This is a genomic window from Ancrocorticia populi, from assembly GCF_003123745.1.
Taxonomy (GTDB): domain Bacteria; phylum Actinomycetota; class Actinomycetes; order Actinomycetales; family Actinomycetaceae; genus Ancrocorticia; species Ancrocorticia populi.
Window position 1 is genome coordinate 11,727 of the sequence record NZ_QETB01000006.1, and the last position, 21,557, is coordinate 33,283.

The window sequence follows — 21,557 nt, forward strand, 5'->3', positions numbered from 1 at the left end:
GCCGAAAACAGGCGTCTGGCTCACTTTGGCCCGGCTCCATCCACCCGCCACAACTGCGGATATGATGGTGGTGTACTGTCGCGCCATACCGCACGCGCGCAGCACAAGACTCACCGCGCAGAAGGCGCAACCCACTCACAGAACGGAATCGCGTTTGAGAACCAAGAATCTTGCTGAGGTCCGATCCACGCTGTGGGCCGCAGCTGATGAACTGCGAGCGAACTCGAAGCTGACGGCCGCTCAATACCGTGATCCCGTGCTTGGCCTAGTCTTCCTCGCATACGCCGAGAACAGGTTCGAATCGATCCGAGCCACCGTTGAGGCCAACGCCTCCGCCCGCAACCCCGTCACGATCGCGGATTACAAAGCGAAGTCCGTGCTCTACGTGCCCAAAGAGTCGCGCCTGTCCTACCTAGTCGGCCTCCCAGAAGGTGAGGACATCGGTAAAGCCGCAGATAACGCCATTAAGGCGATTGAAGAGTCTAACCCCGAACTCAAGGGCGTCCTTCCCCGCGGTTACCAAAAGCTGGAGCCATCAACCCTCGTCGAGCTCCTTCGCCTCTTCGCTCCACTTCCCGCCGAGCTTGGGGGAGACGCGTTCGGATTCATCTATGAGGACTTCCTATCCCACTTCGCCGCGCAAGAAGGCAAAGGCGGTGGCGAGTACTTCACCCCATACTCGATCGTCCGTCTGATCGTTGAGATCCTCCAACCCTTCGAGGGCCGTGTGTTCGATCCCGCGTGCGGCTCAGGTGGCATGTTCGTCCAGTGCGCCAAGTTCGTTGAACGCCACCACGAATCGGCCACCCGCAAGCTCTCGGTCTTCGGCGCCGAGAAGACTGATGAAACTGTTCCCCTCACCAAAATGAACCTCGCCCTCCACGGCCTCTCTGGAGACATCCGTCAGGCCAACAGCTACTACGAGGATCCCCACCGCTCAGTTGGCGCCTTCGATTATGTCATGGCAAACCCGCCCTTCAACGTGGACAAGATCAAGAAGGATCTTCTCGCGGGCGATAAGCGATACCCGTTCGGCCTCCCGAAGTCAGATAACGGCAACTACATCTGGATCGAACAGTTCTACTCCGCCCTCGCGCCCAAGGGCCGCGCCGGCTTCGTCATGGCGAACAGCGCGGGGGACGCGGGCAACTCCGAGAAGCTGATCCGCAAACAGATCATCGAGTCCGGCGCCGTTGATGTCATGGTTGCTGTCAGCTCCAACTTCTTCTACACGGTCACGCTGCCGGTAACACTCTGGTTCTTCGACAAAGCGAAGATCGGCACACCTCGCGAAGATTCGGTGCTGTTCATCGACGCCCGCAACATCTACCGGCAGATCGATCGCGCGCATCGCGATTTCACGGCCGAGCAGATCGAGTTCCTCGCCAACATCGTCCGGCTCTACCGTGGCGAGGAGGCCACTACCGCGGACGGCAGCAGCGACCTTATGACGGAAAACTTCCCGGAAGGTATGTACGCGGACGTCCCGGGACTCTGCAAGGTCACCACTCGAGCGGAGATTGAGGCCCAGGGTTGGAGCCTGAACCCGGGCAGGTACGTGGGTTCCGTTGTTATTGAGGACGACGACGAAGACTTCCACACCAAACTCTCCACCCTCTATGAGGAGTTCACGAGCCTCAGCGACGAAGCCGAAGTGCTCCGTACGAAGGTTGATGCCGCGGTCCAAGGGGTGCTCGGGCTATGAGCGAGTGGCGGGAGGTCGTTCTGGGAGACTTATGTGAGAGAGTTACTGTCGGTCACGTAGGTCCAATGGCTACTCAATACGTTGATAGTGGCGTGCCATTTCTACGATCGCAGAATGTGCGGCCCTTCGTCATCGATACGGAGGGTATGTTCTTTATTGGGGATGAGTTCAACGCGAAGCTCCGCAAATCCTCACTTTCGGTGGGTGACGTTGTTGTAATTAGAACCGGTTACCCTGGCACAGCTTCTGTGATTCCTATGGAGCTGGACGGAGCGAATTGTGCTGACCTCGTCATTATTACGCCGTCCAAAGAGCTTAATCCGCATTTGCTTGCTGCACTCTTCAACTCGGCTTACGGATCGAATGTCGTCAAGTCGCAGCTCGTAGGTTCGGCTCAGCAACATTTTAACGTCGGATCTGCCAAGAGAATGAAGATCAAGCTCCCTGATCGGCGAAGCCAGGACAAGATTGCGGATGTGCTGTGTAGTTTTAACGATCTGATCGAGAACAACCGGCGGCGAGTTGCCGTGTTGGAGGAGATGGCTCGGACCATCTACCGCGAGTGGTTCGTGAAGTTCCGCTATCCCGGGCATGAAGACGTTTCGCTCGTCGACTCCGAACTCGGCCCAATCCCCGAGGGGTGGAAGGTGCAGAGATTGGAAGAATTAGGAAAGCTCGTCGGTGGCAATACGACTACTAAGGCTGCATATGTAGCGACCGGAAACGTCGCTTTCAGTGCCGCGGGCCCCGATGGCTTCCTGCCAGACTATGAAGTGGATGGTGTTGGAGTCGTACTGTCGGCGGTGGGGGCTCGGTGTGGTAGGACCTTCTGGGCGTCTGGACGTTGGTCTTCAATTGCGAACACGATCAAGATCCTTCCGTATGAGCCTCAGCAGAATGCCAGCTGGCTCTATTTGGCGACCAAGAATCCGGATATTTGGCCGAAACGGGGTTCGGCTCAGCCATTCGTATCGATCAATGATGCGCGCGGAGTGCAGATCGTAACCGCCGATAAACAGACGCATCTCGCCTTCGAAACATGCGTGCGTCCTTTGTTCGACGATGTTGATATTCTCCGGCAGCAGCGTGATCGACTTGCGTCAATCCGCGACTTGCTCCTCCCAAAACTCGTCACAGGCAAGATAGACGTCTCTACACTGGATCTTGATGCACTCGTGAAGGAGCGGGGGATGGCATGACACCGATTGGTCCTGAATCGAAGTACGTAGAGAACCCAACCATGGAGTTGCTCGCCCAGCTTGGGTGGAGCACGGTTGACGCATTTGGGGAGATACTCGGCATCAAGGGAACTCTGGGCCGCGACTCCCAGCACGATGTTGTGCTGACCCATCGGCTAAAACGAGCGATGCTCAGGCTCAATACCCCGGACATTCCTGACTCTCTGATCGACGAAGCTGTCGAAGCTGTTACGAAGGATCGATCAGCCATGGATCGGGTCCGAGCGAACCGGGAGGTGTATGGCCTCCTGCGAGATGGCTACCTCGCCGAATGGACCGACGAGAATGGCGATAAGCACCTCGAAACTCTCCGCTACCTCGACCTAAAGAATCCGCATAGCAACGATCTGCTGGCGGTTCAGCAAATGTGGGTGAAGGGAACCCTCCATTCGCGGCGGCTTGACGTCGCACTGTTCGTCAATGGAATCCCGCTGGTGTTGATGGAGCTGAAGGGACCGAGCCAACCCGTCAAGGCGGCCTTCGACGATAACGTGACAGATTATCGCGACACAATCCCGCAGCTATTCGTGCCAAATTGTTTCGTCTTGCTATCCAATGGTAGCGAGGCAAAGATCGGCTCCACGTTTGCTCCGTGGGACTACTTCAGCGATTGGAAAGTTATCGATGCGGCCGGTAATCGGGGCGCGATTTCCCTGGAAACCGCGCTGCGAGGCACCTGCGATCCGGCGATCTTGCTGGACCTGTTCGAGAACTTTGTTGCTTACCTAGAGCGTCCGGGCGGGCTGATCAAGAACATCGCTCGCTCACATCAGTATCTCGGTGTTAACGCGGCCATCCACAATATGCAGCGTGCTCGTGCCGAGAACGACAAACGGCTTGGGGTGTTCTGGCATACCCAAGGTTCGGGTAAGAGCCTCTCGATGCTGTGGTTCACGCAGAAAGTCTTGAGGCAGATCCCGGGTAAGTGGACATTCGTGATGGTTACTGACCGTACGGAATTGGACACGCAGCTCCATGGCGAGTTCGCCGATGCGGGTGCCGTGCCGCCCGAGGCAAAGGTGCACGCCGAATCGATCGCGAACCTGCGCGAACTGTTGGCGGCAGACCACCGATACGTCTTCACGCTGATTCAGAAGTTCCAGCCATCGAAGGCTGCAGGTGAACGAGAGATGCCGGTGTTGTCGGATAGGTCTGACGTCGTCGTTATAACTGACGAAGCCCACCGCAGCCAATACGATACACTCGCACTGAATATGCGACGCGCCCTACCCAATGCCTCGATGATGGGCTTCACCGGTACACCTCTGATCGCGGGTGAGGAGCAGGCAACGCGGGAGCAGTTCGGTGACTACGTCAGCGTCTACAACTTTCGGGACGCAATCGAAGATGGTGCGACCGTTCCTCTCTACTACGAGAACCGCATCCCCGAACTCCAATTGGAAAACGAGGGTTTCTCCGACGAACTCAATTCACTCCTCGAAGCGGCGGAAGTGGACGAGGATTCCGAGGGTGCCCTTGCCCGAGAGTTCGGGACTCAATACGCCCTGCTGACGCGGCCCAAGAGATTGCGAACTATTGCCAAGGATCTTGTACAGCACTTCGTGGGGCGCGGATTCTCCGGTAAGGCGATGTATGTGGGGCTGGACAAGGCGGCGGCCGTGCGGACGTATGACTACGTCCAAGAGGCATGGGCCGAGTATTTAGTGGACTTGCGCAAACAACACGACGCCCTGCCCGTGTTGGAACGCCCGTGGTTAGCATCCCGCATTGAGTTGATGGAGACCACGGACATGGCTGCGGTGGTCTCTCAAGGACAGAACGAGCTGAAGATGCTCGATGATCAGGGACTCGACATTCGGCCGCATCGGGAGAGGATGAACCGCGAGGACTTAGCCGAGAAGTTCAAGGATCCCAGCGATCCTCTGCGTATCGTTTTCGTGTGCGCCATGTGGATGACGGGGTTTGATGCCCCGAGCGTGTCAACAATCTACCTAGACCGGCCGATGAAGAACCACACGCTTATGCAGACCATTGCGCGGGCCAACCGGGTATTTCCTGAGAAGGAAAACGGCCTCATTGCCGATTACGTTGGTGTATTCCGGAACCTAGAAAAGGCGCTCGCGATCTATGGGGCGGGGAACGCGGGGGATTCTCCCATTGAGATCGTTGATGAGTTGGCGGTGGAGCTGGATGGAGCTGTTGGGGACATTACGGCGTTTTGTGCTGGCCTAGGTGTGGACCTCGGGGAAATACGGGATGCTGGGGGATTCGAGCACATTGCCAAACGGGATGCTGCCGTGGAAGCTCTGCTCGTGGACGAGAAGACGCGTACTGACTTCATCGTGAAAGCGCGGCAGGTTCGGAAGCTTTTCAAAGCTCTGCTGCCGAACCCAAGGGCCGCCGCCCAGCAGCGCACTGTCGCGGGGATTCGCGAGATCCACCAGCGCATTATCGAGGTTACCCGGCCGGTTAAGCCCGACATTTCCGAGGTTGCGGATTCGGTCGATGCACTTCTGGATCGGTCCGTTGGGGCAAATGAGTATATGATCCGGGCGGCTGTTGAGGGAGAACGGCCTGACCCTCTGATCGATTTGTCGCTTATTGACTTTGACGGGCTGGCGGCCCAGATCGCTGGCCGGAAACGCGCCGAGACCGATCGGTTCGCTCAGCTGCTTCGCCAGAAGGCCATCGGGGCGTCTACGCGCAACCCCACGCGGTACGAACTTGTTGAACGAATCGAGAAACTGATCGAGGATTACAACGCGGGGAGCCTCAATATAGACGAGTATCTGCGCCGTTTGATGGCTCTTTCTCAGACACTCAGCGAAGAGGAAGAGCGTGCGGCTCGCGAAGAACTGACAGAGGAGCAGCTGGCGATCCTTGACCTGCTAACCAAGCCCGATCCGGTGCTCACGGACGAAGAGCTAGAGAGGGTGAAGGTGGGGGCCAAGGATCTACTTGAGCGACTACACGAGGTAATCGTGCAAGATTGGCATCGCAAGGCCGATGTGGTCAGCGAGGTTAACAGTACGATCCGGGGCGTCCTCGACCGTGCTCTTCCGGACCCATATACGGCAGACGTTTTCCAGAGCAAGGTTCAACTCGTGTTTGACCACGTGCTGACGGCTTATGGTGACAACGGTGAGAGCGCGTATGCGCCGAGAGTTAATGCGGTGTATCCGAGTCCGGTGCGAATCGAGTTCGACGGATCTTTCGACGTGAATAAGGTTGCCGATGATGTTGTGGCACGGATTCATGCTGATCCGGCGTTCGCAGCGATGGTTGCGAGGGAACTGCAGGATGGACCCCGGCGAATGACAAAGAAGAGGTGAGGGGGACGATATGAAGGCGCGGCGACTTACGTTCTATCTCCTACAGCAGGAGGTCGAGGAGTTTAACGATGCGCTTGATCCGGAAAAGGATGTCACCGTAGTTGAGCTCGACCAATCAACCGGTATAGATGGCAGGTTCTTCTATATAAAGCCTCAGAACGCAGTGCCAGCATGGGTGGGATTTGTTCAGCCAATACTGACTGATAGCCTTGGAGGTCTTAGTACGTCTTCGGCCTCTGCGCTGCTACTTCTGCACACTAGCGGCCGCATGTTTGCATTGACGTTTGGTTATGGGCGTACTTTGCTTGACCTATCAAAGATCGAGTATCAGTTTGGTCTACGGGTCGCGCTGAACCTTATCGACCCTCGCCAGATCCGGAGTTTGGATACCAAGACGTTTGAGGATGTCGTAGTGTCAACCACTACCCAAGCTAGCAAGAGTGCTGAACTTCCCACGTTTAATGTAGATGTATCTACAGACATCCTTCGTGCTGTCACAGGGGAGCCACAGGACCAGTCGTTGACAAAGCGACTCGCTGGTGCAGACTCATTGGTGATGGGGACCAAATCTTCTGCCGCTGACCTCCCCAGAATATGCGACGATCTATTGAAAGCATTCTCAGCGGACGACTACAAGACAGAATTTGGATGGATCGATCAGTTGTCGCTTGTGCGCGACCCTTCGATCATTCAATCACTCAACGAGCTACTCATCGATCAACTGTGCTCACGAGAAACGGGTTCCACTCATCTTGCGATGCCAGAGACAATCGAGTGGGGTGACATCGACGGTTTCAAAATTGGGGGTACTAGTGGCTGCGTTTATGACGACTTGGACCTTGACGAGTATCTCGACTGTTTGGGTGAAGACTGTCGTTTGATATCTCTCGCCAAACTCAAGTCGCGTACAGTATCAGTCCGGTTTGGGCGTTCGGGGAACTTTGACAAGCGCTGGAGCCTGTATCAGTGTATCGTCACCGAGCAACGCGTCGATGATCGGCTTCACGTTTTAATCGAGGGCAGGTGGTTCGCTGTCAGCTCTACGCTGGTCGAAGAGGTAGATATGTTTGCTAACAATCTGGTTGATTCCCATCTCGATCTCCCACCAGCTTATCGAGGTGAGGCCGAAGCCGACTACAACGCTCGCTTTGCCAGCAGCTCTCCTGATCACCTGTTCAAGTTTGATGCCCGGATCAAAAGGCCGGGTGGTGCTAGTAGCGGAATAGAGTTCTGCGACGTTTTCTCTACTGAGGGGGACTTGATTCATATCAAGAGAAAGTCCCGCTCCGCTACGTTGAGCCACCTCTTTGCGCAGGGGAGCGTGTCGGCTACAACGTTCGTCAATGACGGAGTTTTTCGCAGCCAACTTCGTGAGGTGATTGAATCCGAGATCCCTCCTGAATCGCGGGCGGATTGGCTTCGGCTTGTTCCTAGTTCGGATGAGCTTGTCAACCGTTCACAATATAGCGTTGTCTTCGCAGTCATTGCCAACTCAACGCGAAAGGGTAGGGATTGGTTACCGTTCTTCAGCAAATTGAACCTTATGCAGCAGGGGAGACAGCTCTCATCGATGGGGTTCACAGTCGCGATTGCAAGAATCCCTATCGTCGATGGGGAATAGTTGTATCGTCCACGTTCGAGAGACCTTTTCACAGCGAGTTCCGCGATGTCTCCGGAATCTATGGTCGGTTATCATTTTGATGAAACCAAATGCTCGAGAGAATCTCGTAGCGTTCCCTGCGTTCCTTTGAGCCATTTAAAGGGCGTTTGCTCGACAAATTTGGGGTCAGTGATGATGTGACTGAGGCTTCCCCAGTAAGAATGGGGCCTGTGGGTGTTCGTGCTTGGCATGGGGAAGCAGCTCGGGCCTTGGAATTGCGCTGGCTAATGATTGTGACCGTAACATCGTGACGTTCGTGGTCTGCGGGTACCTAATTTATCCGCAGTTGTACAGGCGTTCCTCGTGTTATTATGATAAATAAATCATTTATCTATTCTAGGAGGAATCGTGCCGAGGACGCCAGGAGCAAAGAATAAGACCCCGAGAGAGCTTAGAGCAGAGGCTAAGCGCCTCAATGAGAAGGCTAACTACATGGAGAAGCTAGAGAAGCTAGAGAAGCAAAAGAAGAAGAAGTAGAACATAGTTATGTTGCAATTTGAGATGCCTTTGATGGAAAGACTCGGGCATCTTTAGCACTGTGTCTGGCCGCTTGGCTTCCAGCGACGCCGACGATACGAACAACTTGGAGAAGAGTTTGCTATTACCTGCTCTCGTTCAAGTGAATTCTCGTGGCCATGGCAGCAACCTCAAGTTCATTTTGAGTGGCTTCTCAGGCGCGTTGATCTGCGTTAACTGACGGCTGAAGCCCTTCGTGGATGCCTTCTTGGATCCATCGAGCAATGGACTGCGGAATCACTGACTGTTGATTATCTGTATTTAGCCAGTATTTACCTGTCAGGTGTCCGTAATCATTGAAGTCAATTGTCGTATTCCAAACGGACAGTCCCGTGTTCGATTCGACCGTGAAGGTTACGACCATCCCTTCTATTGAGACTTTTATGATTCGCGGGGCTCGTTGAACTGCCTTATGGACGATCCGGGAGAATTCTTCCTGAGTTATGCCATCATCAAAGCATAATGGAGATTCCAACCGTCTTCGTGTTTCAGCTTGTTCCTCGCGTACCTTTTTGAATACCAGACCTAAAAGTGCGGCACCGGCACCAGCAGCCAAAGTTTCATACCATGCCATTAGACTTCCTCATTTTATACAGGCGGTAATCCTTAGGAGAGATCGCCGTTCAGATTGATTTCTCGCAAGGAATTTAACCAGTGCTTGCTCAACATACTCGACTATTGTAGTTCAACCTGTTGATCTTGATTTCCTCGTTGGCTTTGTTGCCTTCTTGGTACACTTCGCTCGAGTAATTGGGGTACTTTGTAGTATTCAGGGCCAGCGGAATAGTCATATCAGGTTATGGTTCTTGAAGATTGCAGCGCCTGCAGGATGGCTGGCTGCCGAATATCGATGCTGTGTTAGGTTTGTGGGCATGCCGGATGCCGTTCATTTGATTCCATTAAAGACTGAGCGCCTGCGCCTTCGACTCCACGAGCCCGACGATTCAGTATGGTTGCACCGCATATATTCTCAAGAGGGCGTCGCCCGATATCTGCTGGATGAACCGTGGAGTTTGGACGATGCGGCTCGGCAGCTGACCGAGCGACTGACGCAGACTGACCTTAACGGCGAAGCGCATGCGCTGGCTCTCGTGATTGAACACGATGGAATACCTATCGGGAGTGTATTGCTGTGGCTTGTAGGTGCAGACCATCGAACCGCTGAGATCGGCTGGGTGATGGACCCTAGTTTCGGCGGCCGCGGGTTTGCGCGCGAAGCTGCGAGTGCGGTACTGGAACTCGCGTTCGATCATTACAAGCTCCACCGCGTCTGCGCACGAATGGATGCGCCAGGAAGCGCATCTTCGCCAAGACTGGTGGAGTAAGGGCGCGTGGACCGACACCCTCATCTTTGGGATGCTTGCCAGCGATCGGTGAGGGTGCCGTCACGGGTCAAAAAGCTAGTACCGGAACGTCGCCAGCGCCTCGGAATCGATCTTGCCGAGTGTTCGCACGCGTCCGCCAGTCCCGAGCGTTCCGAGCAGGCCGCTGTTGGCTAAGGTGCGCGCATCCTCGCCAGCGATCCCCGCGGTGTCGCGCGGCAGGAAGAGCGTGTCCACGCGCCCCTGACTGGCCGCCTCCGCGATCTCAGTCAGATCGAAGGAACCCTTGCCTCCGTGCGCAAGGCTCCCCGCCTTGTCGAGTTCACCGGCCTCCTTCTCTTCCTCATACGAGTTGACCAGCTGCCAAGCGTTGGACCGCAGGTCCTCAGCAATCGCGTGCTCGGGGTTTCCGGCGATCACTCGGTCGAAGATCGCGGGGTAGGGGCAGAACTCCTTGAAGATGGGAAGATACTCTTCAACGGCCGCCAGTACGAGAAGCTGCGACCTCGCCTTACCTAGCCGGCCGCCCACGGCCTGCCCCACGGCGTAGATGAACTCTTCGGTCATCTGCCTGTCCACGTCGCCATCGGGGCCATGATAACTCGGTGTTCCTTGGGTGCCCGCGGAGCCTGCCCGCACGTCGATGACGCGCTCGGGGCGTTCCTCCACTACTTCATCGAAGGACCCCGGGATGTCCTCAAGTGGCAGTTCCTCGATAACGTTGCGGGTTGAATCGAAAAGTCGCACGGAGTTCTTGGCCAGCGCGAGAATGTAGAGCTTGCGGTCGCTCGCCAGCACAGGAGCTAGTGGCAGGATGTTGAAATCCTCGTCGATACTCAGGGATTCGGCCAGCTCAATCGGCAGCCGCACCGCCTGGAAGAATCCGGCCGCAACAAACACGATGAGGCTGCGGCTCTGCAACCGCCAATAAGAGGAATCTTCCAGCAAGTCAGTCACAGGTTTAAGGGATGTTGCAATCTCGGCCTCCCTCATACCTTGCTCCGCGAGCCTCCTCTTGGCTTCCTTGACTTGGTTCTTCAGGGTGAGGACTGAGACCTCGTCATTTTGGCCAGTTACATCGGTGGGGACGATGAAGGTAATTTTCGTTCCCGGGGTCTTGTTCTGTTCCAGAACTGAGGTGAAGTCCAGCGGATCTACGATGCCCTGTGAGTTACGTGCCATGATGCCAACCTTTCTGGCGGCTTGTTGCCGCTTTGCGGAATGCCTCTGGTTTCTCTCCATCTTATCAGCGGCTCTGTGACCGCGCTAACACTATGGGTGTCTTCAGCTACGTGAGGAAATTCCGAGTCATAGAAAACTGCGGCCGATACGTTCGCCCATAGCGAACATGTTCCGATTGCGACATACGTCTTTATCACGGCGTCGTACCAACTACTTCAGTCGCTCTAAATCGCCTCAATCCACCATTTTCCCCGGACGTAGCCCTTGTCAAACTAGTCTGGAACGATTCCAGAAAAGACTCGAGAAATGCCCCAATACGGGATACCGTGAAAGGGAAGAACACAGCGTTTTGCCTTAAAGGAGACAGCATGTCAACGTTCGATCCCGCAATCCCATCAACAACCGAGAGTGGCGCGCCGCGCGAATCTGATGCCAACTCGCTGAGCGTTGGCCCCGATGGCCCGCTCATGCTCCACGACGTGGCTCTGGTTCAGAAGCTTGCCCGCTTTGACCGTGAGCGCGTCCCTGAGCGCAGCCCACATGCCAAGGGCTCTGGCGCCTTTGGTGAATTCGAAGTCACCGGCGATGTCTCGGCCTACACAAAGGCCAGCTTCCTCCAGCCGGGATCGAAAGTCCGCACGCTAACTCGTTTCTCCACGGTGGCGGGTGAACTCGGCTCACCCGATACCTGGCGCGACGTCCGCGGATTCTCTACTCGGTTCTACACTGACGAAGGAAACTTCGACATGGTGGGTAACAACACGCCGGTCTTCTTCGTGCGTGACCCTATGAAGTTCCCTGATTTCATTCATTCCCAGAAGCGTATGCCTGACACTGGCCTGCGCTCACAGAACATGCAGTGGGACTTCTGGTCGCTCTCGCCCGAGACCGCCCACCAAGTCGCTTATCTTATGGGGGATCGTGGCCTGCCGCGTACTTGGCGCAACATGAATGGCTATTCCTCCCACACCTACATGTGGGTGAACGAAGCGGGGGAGCGCTCTTGGGTCAAGTACCACTTCCTGACGGATCAGGGTGTGGAGAACATGACGAACGAGGAAGCCGCGCAGATGGCTGGTGAGGATGCCGATTTCCACCGCCGCGATCTCTTTGACGCGATCAAGGGCGGCAATTTCCCGAGCTGGACACTCAAGGTCCAGATCATGCCCTACGAGGATGCGAAGTCTTACCGATTTAACCCGTTTGATCTGACGAAGACGTGGAGTCACAAGGACTACCCGCTGACAGAAGTAGGCCGCCTCACCCTCAATGAGAATCCCACGAACCATTTCGCTCAGATCGAGCAGGCGGCGTTCAGCCCGTCCAACATGGTTCCGGGCACGGGCGTTTCACCGGACAAGATGCTGCTGGCACGCGTGTTCTCCTACCCGGATGCCCAGCGCCATCGCGTTGGCACGAACTACAACCAGCTCCCTGTCAATGCGCCGATCAACCCGGTGAACTCCTACGACAAAGAGGGCGCGATGCAGTACGAGCATTCGGGCGATGCTCCTGTCTACTCGCCAAACTCCTACGGCCGTAGCTATCAAGACGAGCAGGGGATCGAGGAGAACGGCTGGGAGGCCGACGGCACACTCACCCGCGCCGCTTACACTCTTCACGCTGAGGATGACGATTTCGGACAGGCACATAGCCTAGTCCGCGGCGTCTACAGCGAAGCTGAGCGTGATCGTCTGGTGAACACGGTGGTAGGCGCGCTCCGAGATGGAGTTGAGGAACCCGTTCTATCCCACGTGTTCGAGTACTGGAAGAACATCGATTCACAGGTGGGACAGAAGATCGAGGATTCCTATCGCAACGCCTAGCGTGCGGTCCTAGCTGATTTCTTTAATCAGCGCGTCGTTGAAGGCTTCTAGGTCGCCCGGGTTACGTGAGGTTATCAAAACCCAGTCGTTGCCCGGGCACCGGAATACCTGCTCGTCAACCCAGCTTGCCCCGGCGTTGACAAGATCGGTGCGAACGGATGCGTAAGACGTGAGCGTCTTACCTTCCGCCACGCCAGCATCAATTAGCAGCCATGGCCCGTGACAAATTGCTCCAACGGGGCGGTGGCTTGCCGCGAAGGCCTGAACGATTTTCTGTGCATCCTTATCCATGCGCACGTGATCGGCGTTCACTGTTCCGCCGGGAATCACCACAAGATCGTAATCGTCCGCATTTACCGCTCCAGTTGCGGTATCTGCCTGAACGATGCTTGCGGGCTCTTTATCTCCCTTGACGGTCTGAATAGTTTCGCCGCTTGTAGAGGCTACCGTTACATCAATGCCAGCCCGGGTGAGGGCGTCGCGCGGAGATAGTAGTTCCGGCTCCTCCACGCCAAAATCCGAGGTCATGATGAGTGCGTGCTTGGTCATACGTTTCATCCTTTCCATCGTTTTGGGGAAGTTTCCCCAAGTCCTTTGACGCTACGCGTTTGAGTGGGGAAGGACAAGGGCTAGGCGCCGTCGTCGTTATATTTTTCGACGACGACGAAATTCGCTCGGTTCTCGTACGCGAGCACTATGAGGACGGCTGCAAGAAAAACGAGTTGCACAATTGTGCGAGGGATGAGCAGCTCGTTCCACGGGAGGTCTTCTCCAGAGAGTGCTTTGTGGACGTTGGCCGGGTACATCGCGATCAACATCAACGCTAGGCCACCGGCGGCCCACCGGCGCATAACTGGCCAGAGCAATAGGGCCCCCGCGCCAGCGAGCTCGAGGATCCCTGTGACGGTGACTAACAACTCGGGAGCTGGCAAGGCTGGCGGAACCATCGCGATGAGTTCTTCGCGTTTTCCGATGAAGTGGGAGATGCCCGTCATGATGAACATGAAGGCGACTCCTGTGCGCAACGCGACCGGCCACGGGCGCCAGTTCGGAGCGCGAGAGCGAGCAACGAAATGGACCGTGAGTGTCGTGGCGATCAGTGCAATGAGTGGTTCCATGGGAGCCTCCAGATCAGCTAGTAACTTGTCATTGTCAAGTTTGCAAGATCGTTAGAATCTTGTCAATGAAAAGATTGTTGGTAAGGTTGGCCTCATGACTTATCACCATGGTGACTTGCGCCGTACGCTGCTCGACGCGGCCGCCGCATCGATCGCTCAATCGGGCGTGGCGAAGCTAAGCCTTCGTGCGCTCGCCAAAGACGCCAATGTGTCCAACGCTGCCCCGACGTATCACTTTGGCGACAAGGCTGGGCTCTTGACAGCGCTTGCCGCAGAGGGTTTTGAGTTGCTCGCAAAAGCAGTGTCTTTGCCGTCCCACCAAGGTCTTGTGGATATGGGTGTTTCGTATGTGGATTTTGCGCTCACCCATCCTTCACATTTCTTGGTGATGTTCCAGCCCAGCCTGCTGCGGGATGGGGATGATGACCTCAATCTGGCTCAGCAACACGCACGAGCTGCGCTAGAGGCAGGCGTTCGAGACGCGCGTGACCACGGACCCGATGACCAAAGCTCCAGCCGGGCCGCTTGGTCTATCGTGCACGGTTTTGCCACCTTGGTACTAAGCGGTGCGATCACTGTGGCTGATCCGCTTGCCGAAGCTAGGCGTGTAGCTGCGCACTTGGATATAGACCAGCTTGAATGAATCGCGCGACTAAAGTATGTGAGGCATTGCCTGATACAAGGAGTGAGTTGTGACTGAAGAACCGTCGTCGTCTATAAAACTGCCCTCAGCAACCGCCTCAATTCTCTGGGGAACATGGATATGGCGGCTGCTGCTCACGGTAACGTCCGGCTACGGCTCCTGGCTCATGCTGGCGGACACCAGTTCATGGATCGATTTCGTGAAGCACATTTCGTATTTCACGGAGCTTTCCACCGTGATGATGTTCCTCGTCAGCCTTGGCTCAGTGATTCGGCCGTTTGTTACGCGCGGGACGTATCGGCATCGACTAGAGGGGAACTATGGTTGGTTCCGGGGCGTGGCCGCCTCAATGACGGTGCTGACCGGGATCGTTTACGCAACGTTGTTAGGGGCCGATTATCCGGATCTTTCAGGCAAGATTGCGCACATCGTTTGTCCGATTCTCATGGCACTGGACTGGTTCTTCGCTGGACGCAATCAGATTCGGCTGCGCTGGTTCGTGCCGCTGACGTGGGCAATGATGCTGGTTCCCTATTTCTGGCTCTACTCCTGGAACGCGCACTATTTTGGACGCCCGATGTATGACTTCCTCGACCCCACGTCAGGAGATTGGTGGCTCTGGGTGGGCGTCATGGTTGTGGTGTACATGGTGCTTAGCTATCTCCTCCTCTATATCGGCAAAGCGCTCCGGCGCGCTCCTCGAAAAACTCATGTGAATTCCTTATAGCCCGCACAGTTTGAACACAGCCGGGGTTAGTTGAATCTTCTTGTAGTTAAGAAGTCCTCCAACGAAAGGAACACAATGGGACGCTTCAAGAAACTTGCTCCGGCTGTACTGGCGGTGGGGGTGTTCCTAGGCGGATGCGCCGCAACGGGGGCTACCTCTAGCGTGGACACGACAGTGGAATCGGCCACGACTTCGCAAACTTCTAGCACGGCCGAGGTTGCCTCCTCGGATTCCAGCTCAACTAGCAGGGATGTGGACTGGGACAGCTTGCAAACCACGGAGGTGACGCTCACCGATGATGGTCTGGATATTACGGAAGCGGGCACTTACATCCTGTCGGGTAGTACAACTGGCCAGGTCACGGTGAACACCGATGGTAATGTGCGAATCATCTTGAACGGTGCAACGATCGAAAGCTCGGATGGAGCCGCCATTCAGGTGGATAACGCCGAACTCACGGTGCTCGAGCTGGCGGACGGAACCACCAACACGGTCTCGGACGCTTCAACGCGATCGGATGAAGAGATTGATGGAGCCATCTATTCCTCGGACGATCTGATCATCACCGGCACCGGCACGCTGGACGTCACCGCGAACTTCGCCGATGGCATCGTGGGCAAGGATGATCTGACAATCGAATCGGGGACGATCAACGTGACTAGCGCGGACGATGGCATCCGTGGCAAGGATTCCCTTGTGATCGGGGACGCGACTATCACGATCGATGCGGCCGGAGACGGCATGAAGGCATCCAACGATACGGATCTGGGTGAGGGTGTCCTCTCCATCACGGGCGGCGACATTACGATCACCTCGGGTGATGACGCGATTAAGGCTGAGCAGGAACTCAATATCAGCGGCGGGACGATCAACATCGAAGAATCGGTGGAAGGAATCGAGGCGCCAGTGGTCACGATTGACGGCGGGGACATCACGATTTATGCCACGGATGATGGGATCAACGCCTCGGCCTCGGACATCATTACTGACGGATTGTCCATCACGATCAACGATGGGAACCTGTCCATCACGATGGCAGAGGGCGATACGGATGCTCTCGATAGCAACGGCGATCTGACGATCAACGGTGGAACGGTGGATATCACCGCACAGTTTGCCTTTGATTTTGAAGGAACGGCGGAGCTGAACGGCGGTACCGTTACCGTGAACGGCGAGGAAGTCACTGAGATTACCGAGTCCATGCAGATGGGTGGCGGCGAAGGTGGTCAAGGCGGAGGCCCCGGAGGCTTCTGATTCATCTGGTGGCGTGAGATATTGTTGCCCGCCGCCTCTCGTTCCCTATAGTTAATGCGAACCTATCGGAGTCTTCTCAAGGAGAACACGTGGAGATCAGGGATGCAGTAGCTGAGGATTCCCGCGGAATCACTGCCATCTACAACGATGCTGTGCTCAACGGACGCGCGATCTGGAATGAGAGAGCGGTGGGCGTTGCCAACCGTGCCCAATGGATCGAAGATCATCGCAGTGCGGACCTTCCAGTGTTTGTGGCGGTGGAAGGCGATACCGTGCTTGGCTACGCCAGCTACGGGCCGTATCGGGACTTTGATGGATACCGTCAAACGGTGGAGAACTCGGTTTACATCCGCGAGGGGCAGCGGGGTAAGGGCGTTGGTCAGGCTCTCATGGCCGCCTTGATTGATCACGCCCGCACCCACGGTAAGCACGTCATAGTGGCTGCAATCGAGGCGTCCAATACCGGATCGATCGCCCTACATGAGAAGCTGGGGTTCGAGCGCGTGGGGCTTCTTAAAGAGGTGGGTAGCAAATTCGGGGCGTGGCTGGACTTGGTGTTTCTCCAGCTCATCCTTGAGGAGGAAGCTCCACAGTGAACTGGGCGGTAATGCTGTAACGCTCGGGAACGTACCGGCTCTCCGTCCATTCGATCGGGGTGCCGTGGGGGTCGCGGATCAGGCGGCGCTCCACAACTAAGGGAGAGCTGGCATCGAGACCAAGATGCTTGGCATCGGTCTGAGTGGCTCCCTCGGCCGTAATAGTGGATGTTCCTTGGCTCGGGACCGCTCCCTCAGCTATCAGTGCTGAGTGAAGCGAACCCGTGTCTAGGTCGGTCTCCAAGACCCCTGCGAATTTTGCCGGGAGAGTGTTGAGATCCAGCACGAGGGGAACATCGTCTGCCTTACGCAGGCGCAGGATGTTTAGCACCTCGCTCCCCGGCTCCAAGTACAGCATTTGAAGCTGCGTTTTGGTGCCGGGAGCGATCTCCGCAGAAATAAGCACCGAGGACGGGGCAAGCCCCTTTGCCCGCATCTCGGCGTTGAAGCCTAGAAGGTTGGAAAGTTGCCTGTCCACAACCGGCGGAGACACGAACGTTCCTCGTCCGGGTTCCCGATACACGAGTCCATCGTTCACAAGCTCTTGGACAGCCGCACGGGCAGTCATCCGGCTGACTCCGAACTCCGAACATAGCTCGGCGTCACTCGGCAGGGAGTCGTGCGGGTGGAGCTTTCCCGCCCTGGCGCGGAGCGCCTGAGCGATCTCGAAGTATCGAGGTGCGAAGGTGCGCGTTGGGTCAGACACCACGGCGATCTCCCATTCTTTAGAGTGATCCAGATTTATTTGAGAACGTTTAGCAGCTTCAAGCTTAGTTCTTGTTGTAGAGGCACTTGACCAATTCGCTGAGGTCGCGCTCCACAGCTTCCTGAGCCGCCACCGTTACAGGTGCCATCACGTACGTGTCCGGTTCGTCGGCTAGGAACTTCTTGACGCCTTCGAGTGCGGCCTTATCCGCGTATGTGTAGTAATTGATCTTCTGAACGCCGCGCGAGATGCAGGAACGGTATTCTTCGGTGGCAAGTCCGGAACCACCGTGCATCACGATGGGCACGCCGGTGGCCTTGCGGAGCTCGACGATCAGATCGTAGTCCAGCTTTGGCTCGGCCTTGTACAGACCATGGACCGTGCCAAATGAGCAAGCCAGAGCATCTACGCCCGTACGTGAAACGAAGTCCGCGGCGAGCTGCGGATCTGTGTAGAGCGCGCGATCACCGATCCCTGTGGTGGAGTCCTTGCCGTCCTCGCGCCCTGGCATGACGCCAAGTTCTGCCTCAACGTTAGCGCCATACTGCTTGGCTAGTTTCACGGCTTCTTTCGTGATCGCCAGATTCTCTTCGTAGGGCAGCCGGGAGCCATCGTACATCGCCGAGTTGAAGCCAACTTCGAACCCACGCTTGATAAATTCGATTGATTCGCCGTGATCTACGTGCACCACCAGCTTCGCGCTGGATCGCTTGGCCAGTGCCACCATCGCTGAGCCGATATTTTCGATCGAGTTCACCGGATCATGCACTTCGGCGTGCGCGAGGATGAGGGGAACATCGAAACGTTCTGCAACGTTGATGGCTGCTACGAGCATTTCAAAGGTGGGGGTGTTAATCGCGGCAATCCCGCAATTGTTTTCTTCGCCGTATGCGAGCGCTTCCTTGAGGCTGATGAGCATCCTGTTCTCCTTCGATATGACGTCCATGGCACCGAGTTCTTGATATAGATTACACGCCCTTTTGACTAGATGTCTATACAGATAAAGGAGCGGTTGAGGTTGGGCGTGAGATTTATGTAAGGTGTGCCTTACTTAAATGCTAGGAGCGGAAATGGGATTCAAGGAAGCACGAAAGGGAAGCGGCCTGTATACCGCGGAAGTTGTCCGGTCCGAGCGGGTGACGCCCAACATGGTTCGAGTAACTGTGGCCGGTCCCGACATGGGGAAGTTACCCCGCCGGGGGTTTGACCACTGGTTCCGCCTGTTCGTACCGCGCCTTGATGGACCAACCGACTTTTCTCAGATACCTTCGCGCCTAGCTACCGGCTCCTACATGAAGTACATCGCCCAGTCGAAGTCTGAGACCCGGCCAATCATGCGCAACTACACCGTGCGCAACCATCGTCCGGAGTCAGGAGAGATGGACATCGATTTCGTGGCTCACGGGGACGAAGGTGCGGCAGGGGCGTGGGCTCAGCAGGCCAGCGCCGGTGAGCAGATTGCCCTGGTTGATCAGGGATGCGGTTTTGATCTTCCAGAGGCATGTGATTTCTATCTGCTGGCTGGGGACGAATCGGCGCTGCCAGCCATTCTTGGGATTCTGCGCGACCTTCCGGCCGATGCCGTTGGGTTGGCGCTGATCGAGATACCAGAGGATGGGGACGTCCAAGCGGCCGAAGGGCCGGAGGGAGTTGAGGTGCGGTGGATCACGCGCGACGATCACTCCATTCCGGCTGGTAGCCTCGCCCTCTACCAGCTGTGCGAATTTACCCCGCAGAATCCCGAGTCGCTTTTTGCCTATGTGGTGGGGGAGCGCAAGCTTGCCACCGAGGGACGGCGCCATTTGGTCCGGGCGGGCGTTCCGAAGAGCCGGATCAGTTTCGTTGGGTACTGGCGCGCGGATTAGGGCTCGCGACATCGTTACCGAGCCAACTCCCAGCGCCAGCTGAGATAATCACAGCATGGATTTATGGCGCGAGTTTGCAACTCGGCTAGAGGACAGCGTCCGCGGTTTTGTTGTTCCCGATAGCCCGTGGCTCCTGACGGGAATCGTGGCGGCAGCAGTGATTGTGATGGTGCCCTTTATCTGGCGGCACCTACGCCAGATTGTCACTGTGGTTCATGAACTCGGCCACGCGGTGGTAGGTGTGGCCTGCGGGCGTTCCTTCACCGGCTTTGTGGTGAACTCGGATATGTCCGGGCACACGCTGACAACCGGGAAGTCCCGGGGCATTGGGCTAATTCTTACGATGTATGCGGGTTATCCCATGCCTGCGATCGTGGGCGGCGCAATCCTCTTTGCGGCACTGAGCGGGCGGGCAGGACTTGTTTTGGTGATCGCTTTTGTCCTGATGGTTGTGGCACTCATTCGGTCGAAATCCGGCTATACGGTGGTTATCCTGCTCCTTCTGCTGGTTGGAACCGGGTGGGTGTGGTGGACGAACGATCCCGAGCTTTCGGCCACTGTGGTCTCAGCTGTGGGAATCATCCTGTTGGTGGGGGCATGGCGGCAATTTGGATCTGTGGTGATGAGCGGTGGCCGTCAGTCAGATCCCGCCCAGTTGGCGCGTATCACACCGCTGCCAACGTTCTTCTGGAATCTGTTGATGCTTGTGCCGATCGGACTGGCGTCCTGGTGGGCAGCTGGCGAACTAATTCCGGTGATTCAAGGCGTTGTATCGTAGGTGAACAAAGGAGACCGAAATGACTTTAAACAACATAGCTATCAACACGTTGGCAGAAGAGCCCACAACCTTTGGCCAGATCGCCGATGGCAAGGTGGCTCTCGTGGTGAATGTGGCTTCCCGCTGTGGGCTCGCTCCGCAATACGAGCAGTTAGAACAGCTGCAGCGCACATATGGCGAGCGAAACTTCACCGTGATCGGGGTGCCGTCCAACCAGTTCCATCAGGAGCACAAGAATGCTGAGGATATCGCGCAGTACTGCTCGGCTACTTGGGGAGTGACGTTCCCGATGACGGAGCGAGTCAAGGTAAATGGCTCTGGCGCTCACCCGCTCTACAAGGAGCTCACTCAGGCGGAGGATGCCTCTGGCAAGGCGGGCAGGATCAAGTGGAACTTTGAGAAGTTCCTCGTCCATCCGGACGGCCGCATCAAGCGCTTCCGTCCCACCACCAAGCCGGATGATCCCGCCGTTATCGCTGCGATTGAGGAATGGGTAGCTCCGGCCCAATAACTGCATCGATGAGGCGAATGGCGTCCTCCTCCGAGGGTGGAGTGCGGCTGAGGGCCCGCAGTACCACGGCCCCGATTAGTGCCTCGGCTATCTCGTCAAAGGGAGCGCCCTCATACAGGTTCTGTCCTTGACCGATGCCTGCCTCAAGGCGTCCGGTCACAGAATCCGTGCCGATAAGGCTTTCGCGAATCCGAGAGCCTATTTGCGGGTTTTCCGCCGCACCAGAGATAAGGGAACGGAGCATCCCCTCCGTTTCCGGTTCGGCGATGATCCGGAAGATCTCCGTGAGCCATTGGCGCAGATCCTCACGAATTTCGCCCGTGTCGGGAAGCGTCAGACGGTCGGGTAGCAGCATCCCAGCAACTAAGCACTCAGCCACAAGATCGCCTTTGGAACTCCACCAGCGGTAGATGGTCTGCTTCCCAACGTGAGCTTCGTGAGCGATGCCCTCAATAGTCAACCTGTCATAGCCTTCACGGGCAAACAGCATTGCGGTGGCTTCCAGAATTGCTTGGTGCGTGTTTTCGTTGCGGACGGGACCGCTTCGTGTCCTCATTCTCATATCCTACATTGCATAGACGAGACGGTGCGTCTTACGATTGGGAGGCAACACCGCA

21 protein-coding genes are annotated in these 21,557 nt (G+C 56.4%); 14 read left to right on the plus strand and 7 right to left on the minus strand.

The window, feature by feature from the left end:
• Positions 1–154: 154 nt before the first annotated feature.
• The 5 genes from DD236_RS10580 to DD236_RS12380 all read left to right on the plus strand — a co-directional run bounded on the left by DD236_RS10580 (position 155) and on the right by DD236_RS12380 (position 8,373).
• The gene (locus tag DD236_RS10580) at positions 155–1,705 is read left to right on the plus strand and encodes a class I SAM-dependent DNA methyltransferase (protein ID WP_165819901.1); all 1,551 of its coding nucleotides are present in this window, start codon (positions 155–157) and stop codon (positions 1,703–1,705) included.
• Positions 1,702–2,904: a restriction endonuclease subunit S gene (locus tag DD236_RS10585; RefSeq protein ID WP_109094374.1), complete on the plus strand. Its 1,203-nt coding sequence runs from the start codon at positions 1,702–1,704 to the stop codon at positions 2,902–2,904. The genes DD236_RS10580 and DD236_RS10585 overlap by 4 nt, the downstream gene beginning before the upstream one ends.
• Complete coding sequence (locus tag DD236_RS10590; RefSeq protein WP_109094375.1) at positions 2,901–6,236, plus strand: type I restriction endonuclease subunit R; 3,336 nt, start codon at positions 2,901–2,903, stop codon at positions 6,234–6,236. The genes DD236_RS10585 and DD236_RS10590 overlap by 4 nt, the downstream gene beginning before the upstream one ends.
• A 10-nt stretch (positions 6,237–6,246) precedes the next feature.
• Positions 6,247–7,857, plus strand: coding sequence for a DUF6119 family protein (locus DD236_RS10595; RefSeq protein ID WP_109094376.1), 1,611 nt, complete (start codon positions 6,247–6,249; stop codon positions 7,855–7,857).
• 387 nt (positions 7,858–8,244) lie between these two features.
• Complete coding sequence (locus DD236_RS12380) at positions 8,245–8,373, plus strand: hypothetical protein (protein WP_279322965.1); 129 nt, start codon at positions 8,245–8,247, stop codon at positions 8,371–8,373.
• A gap of 193 nt (positions 8,374–8,566) precedes the next feature.
• Here the strand turns inward: DD236_RS12380 and DD236_RS10600 are convergent, their stop codons facing one another.
• Positions 8,567–8,986: a hypothetical protein gene (locus DD236_RS10600; protein ID WP_109094377.1), complete on the minus strand. Its 420-nt coding sequence runs from the start codon at positions 8,984–8,986 to the stop codon at positions 8,567–8,569.
• Between the two features lie 298 nt (positions 8,987–9,284).
• Between DD236_RS10600 and DD236_RS10605 the strand changes: the two genes are divergently transcribed.
• On the plus strand, positions 9,285–9,737 hold the full coding sequence (locus DD236_RS10605) for a GNAT family N-acetyltransferase (protein ID WP_207785798.1): 453 nt from the start codon (positions 9,285–9,287) through the stop codon (positions 9,735–9,737).
• A 75-nt stretch (positions 9,738–9,812) separates the two neighbouring features.
• Here the strand turns inward: DD236_RS10605 and DD236_RS10610 are convergent, their stop codons facing one another.
• Positions 9,813–10,916, minus strand: a complete 1,104-nt coding sequence (locus DD236_RS10610) for a baeRF3 domain-containing protein (protein WP_109094378.1) — start codon at positions 10,914–10,916, stop codon at positions 9,813–9,815.
• A gap of 368 nt (positions 10,917–11,284) precedes the next feature.
• Here DD236_RS10610 and DD236_RS10615 point away from each other — a divergent pair, with 368 nt between their 5' ends.
• Positions 11,285–12,742, plus strand: coding sequence for a catalase (locus DD236_RS10615; protein WP_109094379.1), 1,458 nt, complete (start codon positions 11,285–11,287; stop codon positions 12,740–12,742).
• 9 nt (positions 12,743–12,751) lie between these two features.
• On the opposite strand, the gene DD236_RS10620 is transcribed toward DD236_RS10615, so the two are convergent.
• Together DD236_RS10620 and DD236_RS10625 are read right to left on the minus strand one after the other, a co-directional pair.
• Positions 12,752–13,291, minus strand: a complete 540-nt coding sequence (locus DD236_RS10620; protein ID WP_109094380.1) for a type 1 glutamine amidotransferase domain-containing protein — start codon at positions 13,289–13,291, stop codon at positions 12,752–12,754.
• An 80-nt stretch (positions 13,292–13,371) separates the two neighbouring features.
• Positions 13,372–13,860 carry a DoxX family protein gene (locus DD236_RS10625; RefSeq protein WP_109094381.1) on the minus strand — a complete coding sequence of 163 codons (489 nt, stop codon included), beginning with the start codon at positions 13,858–13,860 and terminating at the stop codon, positions 13,372–13,374.
• A gap of 94 nt (positions 13,861–13,954) precedes the next feature.
• Here DD236_RS10625 and DD236_RS10630 point away from each other — a divergent pair, with 94 nt between their 5' ends.
• From DD236_RS10630 to DD236_RS10645, 4 genes are all read left to right on the plus strand, one after another.
• On the plus strand, positions 13,955–14,503 hold the full coding sequence (locus DD236_RS10630; protein ID WP_109094382.1) for a TetR/AcrR family transcriptional regulator: 549 nt from the start codon (positions 13,955–13,957) through the stop codon (positions 14,501–14,503).
• Between the two features lie 49 nt (positions 14,504–14,552).
• On the plus strand, positions 14,553–15,230 hold the full coding sequence (locus DD236_RS10635) for a hypothetical protein (protein WP_109094383.1): 678 nt from the start codon (positions 14,553–14,555) through the stop codon (positions 15,228–15,230).
• A 75-nt stretch (positions 15,231–15,305) separates the two neighbouring features.
• Positions 15,306–16,484 (plus strand): carbohydrate-binding domain-containing protein, encoded by a 1,179-nt coding sequence (locus tag DD236_RS10640; protein ID WP_109094384.1) that lies wholly within the window; start codon positions 15,306–15,308, stop codon positions 16,482–16,484.
• 89 nt (positions 16,485–16,573) lie between these two features.
• Complete coding sequence (locus DD236_RS10645; protein WP_109094385.1) at positions 16,574–17,080, plus strand: GNAT family N-acetyltransferase; 507 nt, start codon at positions 16,574–16,576, stop codon at positions 17,078–17,080.
• Here DD236_RS10645 and DD236_RS10650 read toward each other — a convergent pair.
• Positions 17,052–17,786: a GntR family transcriptional regulator gene (locus DD236_RS10650; protein ID WP_109094513.1), complete on the minus strand. Its 735-nt coding sequence runs from the start codon at positions 17,784–17,786 to the stop codon at positions 17,052–17,054. The two genes, DD236_RS10645 and DD236_RS10650, sit on opposite strands and share 29 nt — an antisense overlap.
• 64 nt (positions 17,787–17,850) lie before the next feature.
• On the minus strand, positions 17,851–18,705 hold the full coding sequence (locus DD236_RS10655) for a class II fructose-bisphosphate aldolase (RefSeq protein WP_109094386.1): 855 nt from the start codon (positions 18,703–18,705) through the stop codon (positions 17,851–17,853).
• 151 nt (positions 18,706–18,856) lie between these two features.
• Between DD236_RS10655 and DD236_RS10660 the strand changes: the two genes are divergently transcribed.
• The 3 genes from DD236_RS10660 to DD236_RS10670 are packed head-to-tail and all read left to right on the plus strand — an operon-like array spanning position 18,857 to position 20,940.
• A complete protein-coding gene (locus tag DD236_RS10660) occupies positions 18,857–19,651 on the plus strand; it encodes a siderophore-interacting protein (RefSeq protein WP_109094387.1) in 795 nt (264 codons plus the stop codon).
• A gap of 55 nt (positions 19,652–19,706) precedes the next feature.
• Positions 19,707–20,429, plus strand: coding sequence for a M50 family metallopeptidase (locus tag DD236_RS10665; RefSeq protein ID WP_109094388.1), 723 nt, complete (start codon positions 19,707–19,709; stop codon positions 20,427–20,429).
• Between the two features lie 19 nt (positions 20,430–20,448).
• Complete coding sequence (locus DD236_RS10670; RefSeq protein ID WP_109094389.1) at positions 20,449–20,940, plus strand: glutathione peroxidase; 492 nt, start codon at positions 20,449–20,451, stop codon at positions 20,938–20,940.
• On the opposite strand, the gene DD236_RS10675 is transcribed toward DD236_RS10670, so the two are convergent.
• On the minus strand, positions 20,900–21,496 hold the full coding sequence (locus DD236_RS10675; protein ID WP_207785800.1) for a TetR/AcrR family transcriptional regulator: 597 nt from the start codon (positions 21,494–21,496) through the stop codon (positions 20,900–20,902). The two genes, DD236_RS10670 and DD236_RS10675, sit on opposite strands and share 41 nt — an antisense overlap.
• Positions 21,497–21,557: the final 61 nt, after the last annotated feature.